The following is a 17,985-nucleotide window of genomic DNA, read 5'->3' as shown; positions in this document are numbered from 1 at the left end:
ATATATAAAATGTGTACAAATTTAAAAGGAAATTAGAATAAAGCCATGCTTATTAACCATACAGTACCAGCTGACTACGAAAATACAAGGCTGGACAGATATTTAAAAAAACTTTACCCCCATCTTATCCAGTCAAGAATTCAAAAGGCACTTCGCAAGGGTCTTATTAAAGTTGATCAAAAAAGAGTTGAGGCAGACCACAGGGTTAGCAGTGGTGCAGTAATAAGCATTGATAAATTCCTGACAATAGATGAAAGCCCTGAAAAATCGAAAGCAGTTAAAGCCCCAAAGGAAGTATCTGATAAAAAAGCAAAATTCCTTTTAGATTCAATACTTTACCAAAACGAAGATATTATCATTATCAACAAACCAATTGGTATTGCCGTACAAGGCGGAAGCAAGGTACAGATGAGCCTTGATGACATGCTTCCTGCGCTTCAGTTTAATGCTACAGAAGCCCCTAAACTTGTGCATAGGCTTGATAAAGATACTTCAGGCGTACTGGTTCTAGCCAGAACTCATCAGGCTGCCGTAAGACTTAGCGCAATGTTCAAAAAAGATCAAGTAGATAAAACATACCTTGCTGTATGTGTTGGAAAACCTAAACGTAATAAAGGCGTAATTGATATGCCAATTGAAGTTATGGGACAGAAAAAAGACGCAAAAACCCTTTTTAACGTTCTTGATCATTATGGCAACGATTTATCTTTAATCGAATTTAAGCCTGTAACTGGTCGTAAGCACCAAATCAGGATTCATGCAAGTCGTGCTCTTAACACCCCAATCCTTGGCGATGGTAAATATGGTGGGGAGTCTGCATTTGTTGATGGACTTAACATAAAACTTCATCTACACGCGCGCAATATTAAGCTGATGGATAAAACGCTAATTGATATTACAGCACCTATCTTCCCACATATGAAAGAAACCTTTAGAATCTTAGGGTTCACTTTATAATGAAGGAATACTATAAATACCCGAGAATATATGTAGCAACCAGCTTAAAGCATAATAGCTTTATAGAAATTACAGGCGAGCAATATATATACATAGCAAATGTTATGAGGCTTAAAAAAGGTCATATAATTAGGGTATTTAATAGTAAGGGTGAATTTTTGGCTAAAATCGATAGCGAAGATAAAAAGCGCGTAACCTTAGAGGTGTTTGAGCAAATCAGCCCTGAAGATAAGAATAGCTTAGACTTATGGCTATATTTTCCACTCATAAAGCAAGATAGACTAAGATTTATGATTGAGAAAGCTACCGAACTTAATGTTACGCATTTAGTCCCTGTTATTACCGAATATACTAATAAAGCTAACGTAAAGTTTGATAAGCTTGATCATTATATAATAGATGCCACAGAGCAATGTGAGAGACTCACCCCACCTGTTTTACACCAGCAAATAACATTTGAAGATTTGCTTAAGTCTAATAATAAAATTACAGTAGCTGTTGAACGTGAAGTTACTGATTTTATTAGCAAAACACAAATGACTAATCATCTGTTTATAGGGTGTGAAGGTGGATTTAGCGAAAAAGAAAAGCATCTGCTATTGAATAATCCAAATTTTAACCCTATATCTTTAGGTGAGACTATTTTAAGGGCTGAAACGGCCGCTATTTCTCTTTTATGCATTTATAACTTTGGCAGGTAAACATTGGTAAACTTTACTTCTTCTGACCTTATTGATTATTTTTATCAAAACCAATCGAAGATAGAAGAATGGTTTAAGACGCGCAATTTTGAATATCATTTTTACAATTCCGTAGATATACGCAGGTCACAGTTTAAGATTGCCCCAGTTGATAACAACATATTCCCTGCTGGCTTTAATAATTTGTCAGATGCAGAAATTGAAACTGCCAGACACTATGCAAAAAACTATATTACCGCCCTATTCCCAAATGCAAAAAAAGTCTTATTATTTGCAGAAAGTCATTCTAGGAACCTGTTTTACATAGATAACATAATCAATTTAAGCAAAATTCTTGCTGATTTTGACGTTACAATCACCCATGCCGATCTTGAAGAAAGCGCACTACTCACAGGAAATTCAGGCGCTTCAATTACTTATAGCAAAATAGGCAATATTAATGAGTTTGATACTATTATTCTCAATAATGATCTTTCCAATGGCGTACCTTCCCTGCTTGAAAATGCTACAAATATTATACCTGCAAAGGATTTTGGCTGGTTCAATAGAAGCAAGCTTCAGCACTTTGAAGCTTATAATAAGGTAGCTCAAGAGTTTTCAGAATGTATTGGAATTGACTATAGATACATTTCAACATCTGTTACATCTTGCGGATGCGTTAATTTCAAAGAAAAATCAGGTCTTGACTGCGTTGCTAAATATTCCCATGATTTAATAGAAAAACTTAAAGCGGAATATACCGAACTTAATATTTCTGATGCCCCATATTTGTTTATAAAAGCTGATAAAGGTACATACGGTATGGGAGTAATGAGTATCAACAACCCCGATGAAATCTTTGATATTAACAAAGATATTCGTAAAAAAATGGCAACACTTAAAGAAGGTATTGAAAATACTGCTGTTTTAATACAAGAAGGAATACCAACCATTACGACATATAATGATCTAACCGCCGAAAGTATGGTTTATTTAATTGGCGGTCAGCCAGTTTCAACCTTTTTAAGGGTAAATGAACGAAAAGACGCTACTTCAAACCTCAACTCACCTGGCATGTTCTTTAGCAAAGATGGCATAAATGAAAAGGAAAGCTATTCATATCAGGTCATTGCCAGACTTTCATGCTTAGCCGCCTCAAAAGAATTAATAGGAAATTAATAATTTATTGACATTTTCAATATAATTTAATATAATGTTAATATTATTGTTTTATTATATATTCGAGCTATGAAATGTACAAAAATTTATTAGACTTAATTAACCAAAATAAAATTGAAGAAGCTAAGAAGCTTTACAAATCACTTACAATTGAACAAAAAATGCAGTTATTAATTGATACAGCATCAATTCAAAATATAAAGCTAGCAAAATTTATTAAGGATTCAATTGAGCAAGAAGACGAAATACATTTAGCACATTATGCACAATTATTTTTAAAAGAAAGCACTCAGAAAAATTCACGTTATATAAAGTTCCTGACCAATCATATTCTTTGCGATCAAATTATTCAAGTTATAAAAAGAATGTGTTTAGATTCAGAAAATCAATTTGCAAGGATCACTAATTTAAATCAACAAATTTTTCCAACTTAGATCTATAACTTTTCAACCAGTTAATAAGCTAGAGCCTTCTGAAATTGAGTCAATTAATAAAAAAATTAATGAAATTCAAGCTGAGCTTAATAAAGAAATTAAAAGCACTTTGTTAATACAAAATGATAGTCCCAATCAATTAAATGCATTTTCATTTATTAATATAATGTTAAAACATAATAATATATCATTGCTAAAATCGATATGGGAGAGCTTTGACCAAAAAGCAAAGGATTCGATTGTCATGCAAAACTTCTATTATATAGACCAAGCAGATGAAAGGACTTTAGACTGGTTTGCAAATCTTATCTTAACTCAAATATCCGAAGAACAAAAAAATTTACTATTATCTGTAAAATATCCACCCAATGGAATAAAAAAATATTTTCAAAAACTAGCAGTAATTAAACAAATACAAGCTATTAAATCATTTAATTTCAAGCAGTTTATCAATCTTTCACACGATAATAAATTAGAATTACTCCAATTTGCTATTGAACTGAAAGAGTATGACTTTATCTATCGTTGTCTATATAATTATTTGCAATTTGATGTTAATGAGTTCAATGATTTTTACTTCTTGTTCTTTATTGACTTATGTGCTAATTCACATAAACCAGATTCTTTGAGAGTTGCTCAACTTACATTTGATCTTTGCCAAGATAAAAACATGGTATTTAGAAATTCCAGTTCATTTGTAGAAAATCTAAAGCGTATAGCAGTAAAAGATAAATATTACATCTTAAATTCAATGACTAAACATAATATTTTATCTTTTATTAGTACTCAATCTGAGAGTGATAAACTTTTAGCAGCTAAAAATAGAGTTATATTTGTAAAATGGCTTTGGTCTGTTATTCCGCAAGAAATACAACACGAAATTTTTAAAGATAATAATTACAAAGCATTTGATTATTCTAGTTATAATTATCCATTAATGAGATTTTGGTGGTCAATATGCACTGATGAACAGAAAGAAGAAATTGTTAAGCTTATGACGACACAGCAACCTGGAGACAATACAGTTATTCCAATGGCGTTCAAAGAATTGTGTAAATCAAATGACTATAGAATTGCTAAAGAGATGTGGGATATAGCATGGGATTTAAGACACGAAGAACTTCAAGATAATTCGGAAGAGTTATTAACACTAATCATGAACAACGACATTACAGATGATATATTAATATATTCCTTTAATATGATTAACTTTTTATTAGCAAAATCACCTGATAATGCTGAAATAATTGATACTCTGAACGATCATAGAGCAGATAATGAGCGATTCTTAAGTTTTGAAGAATTTAATACTGCTCAAACAGCAATATATGGAGAGGATGTATCAGCATTGATTTGGAGCTGCTATAAAGCAAATTATAGCATAAATGAAACAAACAATATTATTAATAAATACTCTAGAGAAATTCAAGCTGCAGCTAATTCAGAGCTCAAAGATTCTCCAGAGGTACAAAAAATAATAAATATTGCAGATCTTATTACTATTTGTCATGAATTAGATTATACACTTGATGAAACATGTTATTTTATTGATATATATGGTCATCAAATAGCAACTTTAATTATGGAATTACACACAGAAGGTTATAATTGTGCGGATGTTCTTAACCTACTTCCTAAATATCAATATAGTCTGGCTTCATACCTTAAGAATCACCCAGAAGGGATTAATTTAGAACAATTTAAAGAACTTGTAAGCAACCTTACTAAAGCTTCATTAACATTTTTTGTTAGAGAAAACCAAGAAAGTTCGCCAATTAGAAATTTACCTAACGATATTAGAAGGGAAATTTTAAAACATTTAAATGTACACCCTAATGATTTATCTTTCCAATCTAACAGACATACAATAACTACAGTTCAAGATTACCGTATGGAAATAGAAATTCAGGAAAATCTTAAAAAACGTAAATTTGCCGAAATAGAAGAAGAGAAACAAAGCAGCAATAAAAAACAAAAGACAAGCGACTTCAAGGGTTTTTAAGATAAGTTAAATTCACAACTAATTAAACCTCAAGAGACCTCATAAAAAGAGCAAATGTCAATATAAAGCTAACAAATAGTTAATATTATATTGACATTTTGCTTAAAATTTGATAATATTTTAATATAATTTAAAATTTCACACCAATATATTTAAGGTATCAAATGTATCAAACATTAATTGATTTAATTAATGACAATAAAATTGATGAAGCTACAAAGCTTTATCAATCACTCACCATGCAACAAAAGTGTCAGGTAATAGATGATATTGCAAAAAATAAAAACCACTCACTTGCGTTATTTATTAAAAAAACTATAGAACAGACAGTATTTAAAAATGAAGACGAAGAAAACTATGTGCTTCGCAGTTATGCATCATACTTTTTAAATGAGGGTGCTAAAAATGAATCTGATAATATAAGTTTTTTATGTAATAATATTATTTCTAATAATGTTATAAAGCATATTAAAAAATTATGCATTGAATCAGAAAAAATTTATTCTAATGCAACAAACTTATACAACGCTCAATCTCAAATTTTTAATAATCTTAACGATCTTGAACATCATGTTGTTAATGATGATAACAAAGATGAAATAGCATCTAAAATTGAACAGCTGCAAAAGTCACAAAACAATTTAAAAAAAATTATCGATCAACATTATAAGATGGGGCACTTCGTACAAAAAGGCATGGCGGTAGGTTGGTTAATCCCCAAAACATCATATATGCACAATATGCTAAAAGCAGAAAACCCTGCCCTCCTAAAACTAATATGGGATAAATTTACTCCACAAGAAATGGATTATATAGTTGAAAGTCTTTATAAAAATAATGAACTTATAACATACTTTATTCCAGAAAGTACACTTGAATGGTTTTTTAATGCGCTACCAAGTCAAAAACAAGACTTTCTAATTCAGGAATCTCTATACAATCCTGCAATAGAGGAGTGTTTTGAAAAAGAATTACTTACATGGACAAAAACTTATTTTAAAAATAAAGAATTAAGTGAACAGATTGCAGAAATTGAAAATTCAGAATTTCAGGAATTTTTAAATTTTGAAGATATAGATAAACTGAAGATACTTATCCATGCTCAATCACTTAAAAAACATGATTTTATTTATAGTTGCTTAAATACCTATAAGCTAGATTGCGAGGCAAATGATTCACTTAATGAGTTTAAGGATTTATATTTGCATTTCTTTTTACATTTATGCGAGCAATCCACTACACAACATTCATTGGTAACTGCTAAATTAATATATGATTTATTTGATGATAAAGAATTTTTATTTAAAAACACTCAGGAACTTAAATATTATATTAAAAATTTGTCAGAAAGATCTGACTTCAAAGATTTAGAGATTAACTCCAATATTTTAGCTTTAGCACAAATAGATGAAACTTCTTATCAAACATCTGCATACATTAAATTTAAATTTGTAAAATGGTTATGGTCAGTGATTCCGGAAGATCTAAAACATATAATCTTTGAGGATAATAATTTTGATGTATTTGCCTATTCTCTTGGCAATCAGTTCCTTCGCAAATTTTGGTGGTCTTTATGTAATAATGCACAGAAAGAAGAGATAATTACTTTAATTATATCGGCAGATGAGAATGGAAATAAAATTATATCTTATTGCTTCCTCCGTTTTTGCTGGGAAAATGAGTACGAGATTGCTAAAGAAATTTGGGATATTGCCTTTTCAAAATATGGAGCAAATTTTAATAATAATGAGGCACAGCTTTTAGCGGCATTAATTATTGAAGAAGAAAATGAAATATATTTCAAAGAAATTGCCGATTGTCCTTTTAATATGATGAACTTTCTTTTATCAAAAGACCCTACAAATCCTGAAATCATAGACTCAATTAACAATGCACGTTCTGATCGAAGTAAATTTGCTACATATGAAGAATTTTATAACTCACAAGAAGCAATATTTGGAGAAGAAGTATCTACTTTAATATGGAATTGTTACAAGGCAGGCTACTCAATACCTCAGGCTGAATATATCATAAAAACATTCGCCTCGGACGTATCAAAATTTAAAAAAGTTGCAGATTTAGTGAGCATTTGTAAAATGCTAGGCTATAGCTTTAATCAAACAGCTTATTTGTTTAATACATTTGGCGGGGAAATTGCCACATTAGTTATTGATTTACATGCTGAAGGTTTTGATATTAATCGGGTTTTACAGACAACGTCGCAATATCAGTATACTTTAAATATGTACCACCAGCACCATTCACAAGACATCACATTTGAGGCTCTTCAGGAAATTATAGCTAATTCTAAAAAAGTAGTAGCTGCTCTTACTGAGTACGACTCGCACTTAAGAAAGTTAGATCGCGATGCAATGGGGGAAATATTAAAGTTTTTGGACATACACCCTAATGACTTTTTTAGAGATATAAAATGCACGCGTAATACAGTACAAGATGTTGAAAGTAGCATTACAAAAAAACGTAAATTTACTGAAATTGAAGAAGAAAAACAAAGCAGCAATAAAAAACAAAATACAGGGAATTCTATAGATTAGCCTTACATTGACCCAAACAACATTTTTTGCTACAATATTAATAAATTAACTTTTTGGGGTTTTTGATATGTTAGAAAAACATCACGACTTAATAGAAAGTTTTAACAAAGCAGACTTAGCTGAAAAATTCAATATTTTTAAGGATGTAATTCAAAATAATGACGAAGCCTTGGTTAAATATCTTTGGGATTTCTGTACGTCCGCAGAAGATAAAATCAATTTATTTACACATCATACTACAAATGAGCAAAATACAAGTGAGGAAAGCATAAGCGAAGAAAGCATAAGCGAAGAAAGCATAAGCGAAGAAAGCATAAGCGAAGAAAGTATACGCGAAGAAAGTATAAGTGAAAAAACCGCAATTTTTTATGATATTTGTTGCCGTGGAGATGCTGAGCTAGCTAATCATATTTACTCGCACTTTGAAAAGAATGAAATCATGAATGACACAAACTTTAAGGGTACTCTTTATAATTATTTTCCCGATCTTTTCAATAAATTAGCATATTTGGGACATCAGCAAATGGCAGAATTCATCTGGGGCATTACACCAAATAACATAAAAGATAAGGTTCTTTCCTATATTCCTGATGGGGAAGGTGCTGACAAACGTTCAAATCAGTTTTTATATGAGGCCATACAACAAGGTCATATAAATTTTGCAAGGTATTTATGGAATAATATTATACCTCAAGACTATCATGAGTTTGTACTCAACGCGATTGATACATTTCAAAATGACGATGACCTATCAATTTGTTACGCCTTAACACAAATTGGCAAATATGACACTAAAGGCTCATTGTTTTTACTTGAGATTGGATTTGATATAATAAAGAAAGATATTCTAAATACACCTCATCATGAATGGCATAGCTATAATTTAGATTTTGTTTCTTCATTCTGGAATAGACTTAGTGACAATGAGAAAAATATTTTTTTAATGGAACGATCACTTTTTAATGATTGTACTACATATAAAAATTTGATGTTCTTTTGGAATATGGCGTCCACAGATCAACAACAATTGATCATAGATAACATAGATTTGTATGAATCACAAGAAGGGATAACAGCAAGACTTCAGTTCTTGGAAACAGTTTTAAGTACAAGAGAAACGGGGAAACTTTTAACTGCAAATGATTGCAAAATATTACACCACTTATGTCAACATGGCCAGTATTCTAGTATTGATTATATACTTAGTAACTTCCCTGATAATATTACCATCAATAATGCCTGGAAAAATAAACTTGCCCCAGTACATCAGGTGTGGGTAGATTTATATAATACTCATCAACCAAATTTCAAAAATGATATAAGTGGTCTTATACATAAATTTAAGAGCTATAATTTAGAACCCGAAGCAGCTGATGAAATTCTAACAAACAATAGAAAAACTATAATCAAGTTATTTCAGAAGCACTCCAACAATGGCAATAAAGTTTACAAAGAGCTGAAAAAGATACTTAAAAACTATAAACCAGGACTAACAGTAAATGATTTTGAAAATCAAAATTCAATATTTGTAAATTTACCTGATGAGATAAAAGAAAACATTGGTGAATACTTAAATTTCAGCCATATTGAATTAACTCAGCCAAATAGATCTAAGAAAAGGAAAATCTCTGAAGTTGAATCACCAGAAGAAACAAGCCATGTTAAAAGACTAAAACTTAATAATAACAATAAAAGTTCTTCAAAAGACATGTAAAACTTAATAATTATAAAAAACACTGTTTTTTACTAAAAAAATGGTGTTTTTATGTGATTTTAAGCTTGACTATAATTTGGCTATAACATATAAAACTGAAGTACAGATTTAACTACGGTTATATCGGCATAATGGCGGGCTTAGCTCAGTTGGTTAGAGCATCAGGTTGTGGTTCTGAGGGTCGTGGGTTCGATTCCCATAGCTCGCCCCATTATATTTAACATCTTATGTATGAGCTTCGCTGTGCTAGAAGACGTCTACTCCCACTACATAAATCCAACAACATTCAGAGAATATGACATACGCGGACTTATAGGCACTACCCTATTTGCTCAGGATGCCTATTACATTGGCAAAGCTTTTGCCTGGTATATCGTTAATAACAGTCCTATTCGTAAAATATGTATAGGGTATGACGGCAGAATGAGTACGCCAATGCTACTTAAAGAGCTGGTTGACGGGATCACTTCTGTTGGGGTGGATGTATTTGATATTGGCATGTGTCCTACTCCTATGCTTTATTATTCTACCAATACGTCGAATATTGAACATGGAATAATGATTACTGGCTCACATAATCAGCCTGACTATAACGGCTTTAAATTTGTATTCGGTAAAAAACCATTTTACGGTGAGCAAATTAAAGAATTACTGACCATCATGAAAAACGGCTTTCAGGGCAAAATTATGGCTACTGGAAAGCGTATTTATGATTCTAATACTTTCGACAATTACGTTACCACTTTATACAATTCTGCTACATTTGGCACCACAGACTTTAAAGTAGCATGGGACGTATCTAATGGCTCTGGCGCTAAGGTTGTTCAGGCGTTAAGCTCAATTATGCCAGGTACCCATTACATTTTAAATGGTAAAATTGATGGCACCTTCCCTGGTCATGATCCAGATCCTACAGTTCACAAAAATCTTAAGCAACTCATTGATTTTGTGATAAAAGAAAACTGTAGTGTAGGTATTGCACTTGATGGTGACGCTGACCGCGTTGTTGTAGTGGATAAAAAAGGCAGAATTTTTTCAGGCGACCAATTACTAGCTATATTTGCTAAATTTATGGTAAAGAAAAACCCATCCATGAGCGTTATTCTTGATATTAAATCAAGTAAGGTTATATTCGATTACATAGCAAATTTGGGCTGCGTTCCATTACTCTGGAAAACTGGGCATTCAAATATTAAAGCAAAAATGCCTGAACTTAAAGCAAAACTTGCTGGCGAAGTAAGTGGCCATATTTTCTTTGCCGATAAATATTTTGGATATGATGACGGGATTTATGGCGCAATAAGGGTGTTAGAAATTATTAGTCAGGGCGGCGATATTTCAAGCGACTTTGATGAACTTCCCAAAAGTTTTATTACTCCTGAAGTACGCATAGAATGTGCAGATGATAGAAAATTTGATGTTATTGAAGAAATCAGAGAAAGGCTAGTTACAAAAAAAGCAAATTTCCTTGATATTGATGGACTTAGAGTCGATACAAATGATGGATGGTGGTTACTTAGAGTATCTAATACCCAGCCTGCACTTGTTATTAGATTTGAGTCATTTAACGAAAACGGCTTAGAAAGACTGCACGCAGAACTTAAAGAACAGCTGTTACTTAGTAACGTCCAGGTTAATATATCATAAATTTATTGACAAACAGTTAATTTATAGGTATAATAAACCGCAATATTAAACTACGGTAACGTTCATGCGTCTTAAAGATTATATAATACATCCTGCAACGCCCGCAAATTCTGCAGCAATGATTGCATACCTCGATACTATTCCTGATGATTCACCTGAATTTTATGAATATCAGGAATATAACACTCCTAATGGCGTTAATAACGATAATGCACTTACCTATGCGATTAAAACATGTCAGGTTGATATTGTAAGAAAGCTACTTGAAAAAGGTGCAAACGTTAATTTTTGTGAAGATAAAACTTCGTTCAATTTATTACATTTTAGTTCATTTTTTGCGGATCAATCTACTTTTCAGGAAAACAATCTTATAATTAACCTGCTACTTGACAGAAACGCTGATGTAAATGCGCTGGATACATTTGGAGCTACTCCTTTACACTATGCAATTGAGTGGTGTTCGCCAGAAGTTGTTGATAAATTCATCCAAAAAGGCGCTAAACTCAATGAATTCGATAAAGATGGGATGTACATTTTAACAAATGCTATGCTTAGAGGCGATGATGCTATTGTTACAAAGCTCATTCAGGGTGGTGCAAATCCATACATGAAAAACCTAGATATGAGAGAAATCACTGACGTTGCTATAGATAAAATATTTGGGAAAAAACTTGATGAAGATCGTTTCTATAACTACAAAAGCCTTAAGAATTGGGGTAATTTTGCGTTTTCTGCAGCAAGACGTGCTTTAGTATATATTGGCTTTAGTTATGTATTTGGCAACATTCCTCTTTTAAGCAATTTATGCAAAAAAAGCTTTTTAGGTCATTCAAAAGTATTAAACAGCTTATACACTGCTTCTAAATACCTTTTAACATCATTACTATGTACAGTACTTGATCAAAATAACTTTATACATTTTGATAGTGTGCTTGCATCACCTCTTAATTTTATTTTTCGCGGCGTGAACCATAAAACCGAAGATACTACATATATTAAAAACATAATTAATGTTAAAAAGGCGCAACAACCTATTGCAGCCATGGTTGAAAATAGAGTTCAGAAGCACCCTGGAAAATTTAACTGGCAAGATTTACTGCTCGCTACCCCCGCATTCAAAGAATATAGACAACCATAAAAGAACATTTAATTAAGGTATAACTCATGCGTCTTAAAGATTATATAATATATCCTGCAACTTCTGCAAATTCTGCGGCATTGCTTGCATACCTCGATACTATTCCTGATGATTCACCTGAATTTTATGAATATCAGGACTTTGATGATGCAATTAAATCGAAGGATAATGCACTTTCTTATGCAATAAAAATTAGAGACATTGCTTTACTAACAAAACTTCTACAAAAAGGCGCAGATGTTAATTTCTGTGACAATGAGTCTAAATTCACATTACTGCATTTAGCCTCAATTAGTGAATATAGTAAATATAATCAAAAAAAGAATGAGATACTTAACCTTTTACTTGATCATAATGCAAATGTAAATGCACAAACTACATTTTATATAACTCCTTTATACTACGCAATTGAGTGGTGTTCAGATGAGGTTGTTGATAAGTTCATTCAAAAAGGTGCAAAGATTAATGATGTTAATGACCTTGGCATGAGTGTACTTAAAAGAGCTTTAGTCAGAGGTGACGACATTATTATAAATAAACTTATAAATGCAGGTGGCAGTATTCATTTAAAAGAGAGACATAATTCTAAAACCATACTTGAAAACGTTACTGACACACTATTTGGATATAATTTAGACAAAGCCAGGCATAACAATTTCAAAAGCTTAAAGAACTGGGGGAAGTTTGCTTTTGCTTCAGCAAGAAGAGTCGCTTTATTCTGTAGTTTTAAGTTTATATTTTCATCTGTACCCTTCTTAAACAGAATAATATCTTTAAAAATCTTACAAGATATTGCTTCAGTAATGGCAGCATCTAAAATAGGGAATTTTCTGGACAATCAAAACAAACTACATATCAATAATAAATTAGCTACTCCATTAAATTTGTTATTAAGTAATGTGAGAAATATTGAGGCAGATAACCAGTTTATTCAGAACCAGATTAATTCTAAGCAGCCAGTTTCATCGTTTGTTGAAAAAGAAATTAAAAAACATCCTTTCAAAACTAGCACAAAAGCAGATTTTTTCCTTGCAACTTCAGCATTTAAGGAATATAGACAACCTTAATAAGTAATTAAGGGGATAAATATGGCTATATCTGATTTTATAAAAGAAAATCCAACAGACGACGATCTAAAAAGTTTAATGAAATATATTATAGGTTTGGATGGTGATAGCGCTGAAATCAATAGCAATGTAAATGGACTTACGCCACTTTTATACTCAATTAAACATAAGCAATTTAAGTTAGCAAAACTTATTCTTAATAAAGGTGCTGATATTAATTTACCAAACGCATATGATTTAACGCCTCTTATGTATGCAGTTCATTATGATACGCAAGACATTTTATCAATGCTTATTGCAAGAGGTGCTGCTATTGACAAGCAGGATGATATAAAATATTCAGCATTGCATTATGCGGCGTTTACAGGCAATCTAGCTATTACCAACTTACTAATAGCTAACAAAGCTAATTTAAACATTCTGGATCGTGATAATAACACCCCTCTTCATGTTGCCCTTGCTAGAAATAATACATTAATTGCTGATAGCTTAATTAAAGCGGGTGCTAATGTGAATGCAAAAAATGATAGTAAACTCACCCCAATGCAATATGCCACTAAAAAACATAAAACTACAATCGATAATGCATGGTCTTTTGCTTTACCATCACTTAAACAAGCTGGTATTTTCGCTCATAATTTAACTCGTAGAATTGGTGTAGCTTATTTATTCTCTAATGCTTTAAACATGGCTTCACCTTTTGTCGGCGGTGCGTTTAACAATACTATAGCAAGATATTCTTTGTCATATTTAGCTAGCTCTGGTATGAACTATATGCTCGAAAAGAAAAACTTCAAATTCAAAAAAATGTTCCTAAGACCTCTAAACTTATTATTCAGAGGAGCAACTGGTAATAAAGCAAATACTGCTATTATTAATAAACATTTAAGCAAAATTGAAGCAGATACTAAAGCCCCATTAAAACCTGAAATTAAAAAAGTGGCTTTATCTGGATTAAAAGCAAGTAATTTTGTCGACTTTATAGCAGGTAATAGGTCTTTAAGAACATATAATTTCAAATATATTAATAATTTAACCCATATCAAATTGACACCCATCTAAGGTTTATTGTAAACTTAACTAACATAACTTTAGTTTGAAATATCTTTTAGATGGGTATCATATGAGCAACAAACCAACACTTACTACTACCGCAGGGATGCCAATTGCTGACAATCAAAATAGCTTAAGTGCAGGCGCACGTGCGCCATTGTTAATGCAGGATCATGTCTTAATTGAAAAATTAGCTCATCAAAACCGAGAAAGAATCCCAGAAAGAGTTGTACATGCTAAGGGATGGGGCGCATTTGGAACATTTACCGTAACTAACGATATAACAAAATATACCAGAGCTAAACTGTTTGAAAAAGTTGGAAAAACCACTGAAATGCTTGCAAGATTCTCAACTGTAGCAGGTGAGCTGGGCGCAGCAGATGCTGAACGCGATGTTAGAGGATTTGCCCTTAAGTTTTATACTGAAGAAGGTAACTGGGATATAGTAGGAAACAATACTCCGGTATTTTTCGTACGCGACCCTATGAAGTTCCCTGATTTTATACATACGCAAAAACGTCACCCTGTAACTAACCTCAGAAGCTCTACAGCAGCATGGGATTTTTGGAGCCTATCGCCTGAAGCATTACATCAGATTACCATGCTTATGAGTGATCGCGGAATTCCAGTAAGCCCAAGATTTATGAATGGCTATGGTTCTCATACTTATAGCATGTGGAATAATGGAAATGAACGCTTTTGGGTGAAGTTTCATTTTAAAACGCAGCAAGGTCATAAAACCCTTACTAATAGCGAGTCCGAAGCAGTAATAGGTAAATCACGCGAAACTTATCAGGAAGATCTATATAATGCTATAGATAAAAAAGACTTCCCAAAATGGACTATGTATATTCAGGCAATGCCAGAAATGGATGCTGAAAAGACCCTATATAATCCATTTGATTTAACTAAAGTTTGGCCACATAAAGATTACCCACTTATAGAAGTTGGTGTATTTGAACTTAACCGCAATCCTGAAAACTATTTTAATGAAATTGAGCAAGCTGCATTCTCGCCTAGTAATATTGTGCCTGGTATTGGTTTTTCACCTGATAAAATGCTTCAGGCTCGTATTTTAAGCTATGCTGATGCGCATAGATACCGACTTGGTACGCATTATGAGTCATTACCTGTAAACCAGCCAAAATGTCCTGTGCATCATTATCATAAGGACGGATCAATGAATTTTATAGGATGCAAATCAGGTAACAAAGATGCATATTATGAACCTAATTCTTTTGATGGAGCAGAAGAAAAACCAGAATTTAAGGAACCGCCGCTCAAAATTAATGGCAATGCTGACAGGTATAATCACCGTGACCCTTCAGGCATTGGAATGGTAGATGATTATACTCAGGCAAGAAACTTATGGAATTTATTTGATAATGCTCAAAAAGACAGGCTCTATAGCAATATTGCTGCTTCTATGCAAGGCGTGCCAAAAGAGATCATTGACAGACAAATGATACATTTTGAAAAAATACATCCTGATTATGCAAGCGGAGTAAAAGGGAAATTATGATACACAGACACAGAAAAAGGATTAATAAGCTGTTATTGCGCTGCTTAACATTCATTAAATACGGCATTTTTTATAAAGTAAATTCAAAATTTTAACAGGTTGCAAAATGTCAAAGTCTCATAGTGGTAATAAAATACACAACACGAATCAAAAAGAAGCTAATCAAAATTTAGGCACCTCTTTTTTAACAACCTATTTTCCCAATGGAATAACTAAAGATTCGGCATTACAATTTTATCAGAAAGCCACGGCAGCTATGAATCCAAAAAACCATAGTATAAGGTCACAGGAATTTCAAGATATAGCAACCCTTTCTAACCACTCTAATTGCAACCCAATTATAATAGAAATTTTTAGCCACCTATCTATAAAAGAACAATTAAATTTAACATTTACTAAGGATTATAAAAAAAATTCAATTATTCTTAATGCTTTTTTTAATAACAGTGAATTATCTCAACATATATTCTCTGAAATTTTACTGAATGTTACAAAGCATAAAAAAACCTCGCAAATTTTATCTGACTTGCTATCAAAAACCTCCACATATACGCTAAGGTCATATAAATACCCAAGGTTGGTTTCATCCATTGTATTACTTAGCTCTAAAAATAATTTATTAGGTAATCTAAATATAATTTTTAAGTATGTTGATAACGAAAATTATAAAAAAACTGTTTGCGATAGTTTTTTAAAATATATACTCACTTATGCGCCTAATAACAATATTTATGCAGAAAAAGAGGCTGAATCTATATCTGTTCTTTATGGAATAATTGATAGCACTCCTATTACCAATCTTAAAGCTGTACTTAATTCGTTTCCTACTTATTATTTTCATGATCAGGAGTTTATAGCAGAATTAAACCGCATTACCTCAAAGCTGCATGGAAAAAAAGAAGTTATTGAATCTATTATTGCAGCAAAAATATCAGGGATTGAAATTGATACAAATAATAACCAACCTAATACAGCTCCGATCTCAAACTTACCAGAAAATATACATGTAGAAAGATCAAATACAAATCGACCTTCCCCAGAGGTAATTGACCTAACAGATCCCGTTCCACAAAACAATATTCCACCTATTACTGTAAATGAACTAATTCTTAAAAAAAATCTTTTCATTAAGTATTTTTCTGATGAAAATATTACAAAGGACAAAGCGTTACTTTTTTCTAGCTCAATATTTAAGGATCATAAAGATTTCATAGAACTTATTAATATATCAAAACAATCTGATTTAAGCCCAGTATTAATAGAAATCTTTAAAAACCTTTCCACAGAAAATCAATTAAATTTACTTTTTGCAAAGTATCCTAACAAGGGTAGTATTTTTTCTAATGCACTCTCTTGTAACTTAGAAATGATTAACTATATTTTCTGCACGCTTTTTGTTAAAGCCTTAGCAGACGAATCCCTCAAACCAGCTTTAATCAAGGAAGTAGCTAAAGCTAGCACCTATACATTAAACGATACAAAGTCATTAGTCTTTGTATCAGCATTTAGGCAGCTTGCACTACAGGATAAAGTAATCGATGCTTTTAAACTAATTTTTCAAAATCATCACAATTTCGATTATAAAAAATTTATTTGCGATAAAATAGTCTCGTATTTAGAGGGCTTTGAAGTACAGCATAGCAAAAAATCTAAAGAATCTAGATTTGAAGGATCGGTTCTATACATCATTATCAAAATTACCTCTGCAGATAAACTTCAGGAGTTACTTGATACCTTTCCCATAAGTTATTTTCAAGATCAAAAATTTATAGACGAGCTAAATAATATTGCTTCAAAATTAGAAGATAAAAGAGATGTACTCAAAACTCTAGTTGATAAGAAAACAGCAAGTTTTAAGCCAGTTAAGGATCACTTTAGCAATTTAGTAGGTAAAAAGAGATCAATAGACCTCATATTAAACAGTAATTCCGATGAACACCTAAAGAAAAAGCCAAAAAACGGCGGTCACGAAATCCCCTTTTGAAAAATAATTACAAGATTAGCTAGATATATTTAACATTACTTTTTACTAATTAA

Annotated in this window: 13 protein-coding genes and 1 tRNA gene; all 14 read left to right on the top strand. The window is 31.9% G+C overall.

Annotated elements, in window-relative coordinates:
* Positions 1-45 precede the first annotated feature (45 nt).
* Positions 46-957 (top strand): hypothetical protein, encoded by a 912-nt coding sequence (locus BGO27_05120; protein OJV12103.1) that lies wholly within the window; start codon positions 46-48, stop codon positions 955-957.
* Positions 957-1,658 (top strand): hypothetical protein, encoded by a 702-nt coding sequence (locus tag BGO27_05115; GenBank protein OJV12102.1) that lies wholly within the window; start codon positions 957-959, stop codon positions 1,656-1,658. Before BGO27_05120 ends, BGO27_05115 begins: the two co-directional genes overlap by 1 nt.
* Positions 1,659-1,661: 3 nt before the next feature.
* Positions 1,662-2,816 carry a glutamate--cysteine ligase gene (locus BGO27_05110; GenBank protein OJV12101.1) on the top strand — a complete coding sequence of 385 codons (1,155 nt, stop codon included), beginning with the start codon at positions 1,662-1,664 and terminating at the stop codon, positions 2,814-2,816.
* A gap of 74 nt (positions 2,817-2,890) precedes the next feature.
* The gene (locus BGO27_05105; GenBank protein OJV12100.1) at positions 2,891-3,250 is read left to right on the top strand and encodes a hypothetical protein; all 360 of its coding nucleotides are present in this window, start codon (positions 2,891-2,893) and stop codon (positions 3,248-3,250) included.
* Between the two features lie 244 nt (positions 3,251-3,494).
* Positions 3,495-5,252, top strand: coding sequence for a hypothetical protein (locus tag BGO27_05100; GenBank protein ID OJV12099.1), 1,758 nt, complete (start codon positions 3,495-3,497; stop codon positions 5,250-5,252).
* Positions 5,253-5,416: 164 nt separating this feature from the next.
* Positions 5,417-7,807, top strand: a complete 2,391-nt coding sequence (locus BGO27_05095) for a hypothetical protein (protein ID OJV12098.1) — start codon at positions 5,417-5,419, stop codon at positions 7,805-7,807.
* 67 nt (positions 7,808-7,874) lie between these two features.
* Positions 7,875-9,521 (top strand): hypothetical protein, encoded by a 1,647-nt coding sequence (locus tag BGO27_05090; protein OJV12097.1) that lies wholly within the window; start codon positions 7,875-7,877, stop codon positions 9,519-9,521.
* A 134-nt stretch (positions 9,522-9,655) separates the two neighbouring features.
* Positions 9,656-9,732 (top strand) — tRNA-His (locus tag BGO27_05085).
* Between the two features lie 20 nt (positions 9,733-9,752).
* Positions 9,753-11,168: a hypothetical protein gene (locus BGO27_05080; protein OJV12096.1), complete on the top strand. Its 1,416-nt coding sequence runs from the start codon at positions 9,753-9,755 to the stop codon at positions 11,166-11,168.
* A 64-nt stretch (positions 11,169-11,232) separates the two neighbouring features.
* Positions 11,233-12,306 carry a hypothetical protein gene (locus BGO27_05075; GenBank protein OJV12095.1) on the top strand — a complete coding sequence of 358 codons (1,074 nt, stop codon included), beginning with the start codon at positions 11,233-11,235 and terminating at the stop codon, positions 12,304-12,306.
* Positions 12,307-12,332: 26 nt separating this feature from the next.
* Positions 12,333-13,373 carry a hypothetical protein gene (locus BGO27_05070; GenBank protein OJV12094.1) on the top strand — a complete coding sequence of 347 codons (1,041 nt, stop codon included), beginning with the start codon at positions 12,333-12,335 and terminating at the stop codon, positions 13,371-13,373.
* 21 nt (positions 13,374-13,394) lie between these two features.
* Positions 13,395-14,435, top strand: a complete 1,041-nt coding sequence (locus tag BGO27_05065) for a hypothetical protein (GenBank protein ID OJV12093.1) — start codon at positions 13,395-13,397, stop codon at positions 14,433-14,435.
* A gap of 61 nt (positions 14,436-14,496) precedes the next feature.
* Positions 14,497-15,948, top strand: coding sequence for a catalase (locus BGO27_05060; GenBank protein OJV12092.1), 1,452 nt, complete (start codon positions 14,497-14,499; stop codon positions 15,946-15,948).
* A 106-nt stretch (positions 15,949-16,054) separates the two neighbouring features.
* On the top strand, positions 16,055-17,932 hold the full coding sequence (locus BGO27_05055; GenBank protein ID OJV12091.1) for a hypothetical protein: 1,878 nt from the start codon (positions 16,055-16,057) through the stop codon (positions 17,930-17,932).
* Positions 17,933-17,985: the final 53 nt, after the last annotated feature.

The sequence above is a fragment of the Alphaproteobacteria bacterium 33-17 genome (assembly GCA_001897445.1).
Classification (GTDB): Bacteria; Pseudomonadota; Alphaproteobacteria; order Rickettsiales; family 33-17; genus 33-17.
The sequence above is the reverse complement of the archived record's forward strand: the minus strand, read 5'-3'. Positions and strand labels throughout refer to the sequence as shown.

Coding starts and splice junctions, on each gene's coding strand:
- BGO27_05075 (OJV12095.1), top strand. CDS start 11,233: ATGCGTCTTAAAGATTATATAATACATCCTGCAACGCCCGCAAATTCT.
- BGO27_05070 (OJV12094.1), top strand. CDS start 12,333: ATGCGTCTTAAAGATTATATAATATATCCTGCAACTTCTGCAAATTCT.
- BGO27_05055 (OJV12091.1), top strand. CDS start 16,055: ATGTCAAAGTCTCATAGTGGTAATAAAATACACAACACGAATCAAAAA.
- BGO27_05065 (OJV12093.1), top strand. CDS start 13,395: ATGGCTATATCTGATTTTATAAAAGAAAATCCAACAGACGACGATCTA.
- BGO27_05060 (OJV12092.1), top strand. CDS start 14,497: ATGAGCAACAAACCAACACTTACTACTACCGCAGGGATGCCAATTGCT.
- BGO27_05120 (OJV12103.1), top strand. CDS start 46: ATGCTTATTAACCATACAGTACCAGCTGACTACGAAAATACAAGGCTG.
- BGO27_05100 (OJV12099.1), top strand. CDS start 3,495: ATGCAAAACTTCTATTATATAGACCAAGCAGATGAAAGGACTTTAGAC.
- BGO27_05105 (OJV12100.1), top strand. CDS start 2,891: ATGTACAAAAATTTATTAGACTTAATTAACCAAAATAAAATTGAAGAA.
- BGO27_05095 (OJV12098.1), top strand. CDS start 5,417: ATGTATCAAACATTAATTGATTTAATTAATGACAATAAAATTGATGAA.
- BGO27_05090 (OJV12097.1), top strand. CDS start 7,875: ATGTTAGAAAAACATCACGACTTAATAGAAAGTTTTAACAAAGCAGAC.
- BGO27_05080 (OJV12096.1), top strand. CDS start 9,753: ATGAGCTTCGCTGTGCTAGAAGACGTCTACTCCCACTACATAAATCCA.
- BGO27_05115 (OJV12102.1), top strand. CDS start 957: ATGAAGGAATACTATAAATACCCGAGAATATATGTAGCAACCAGCTTA.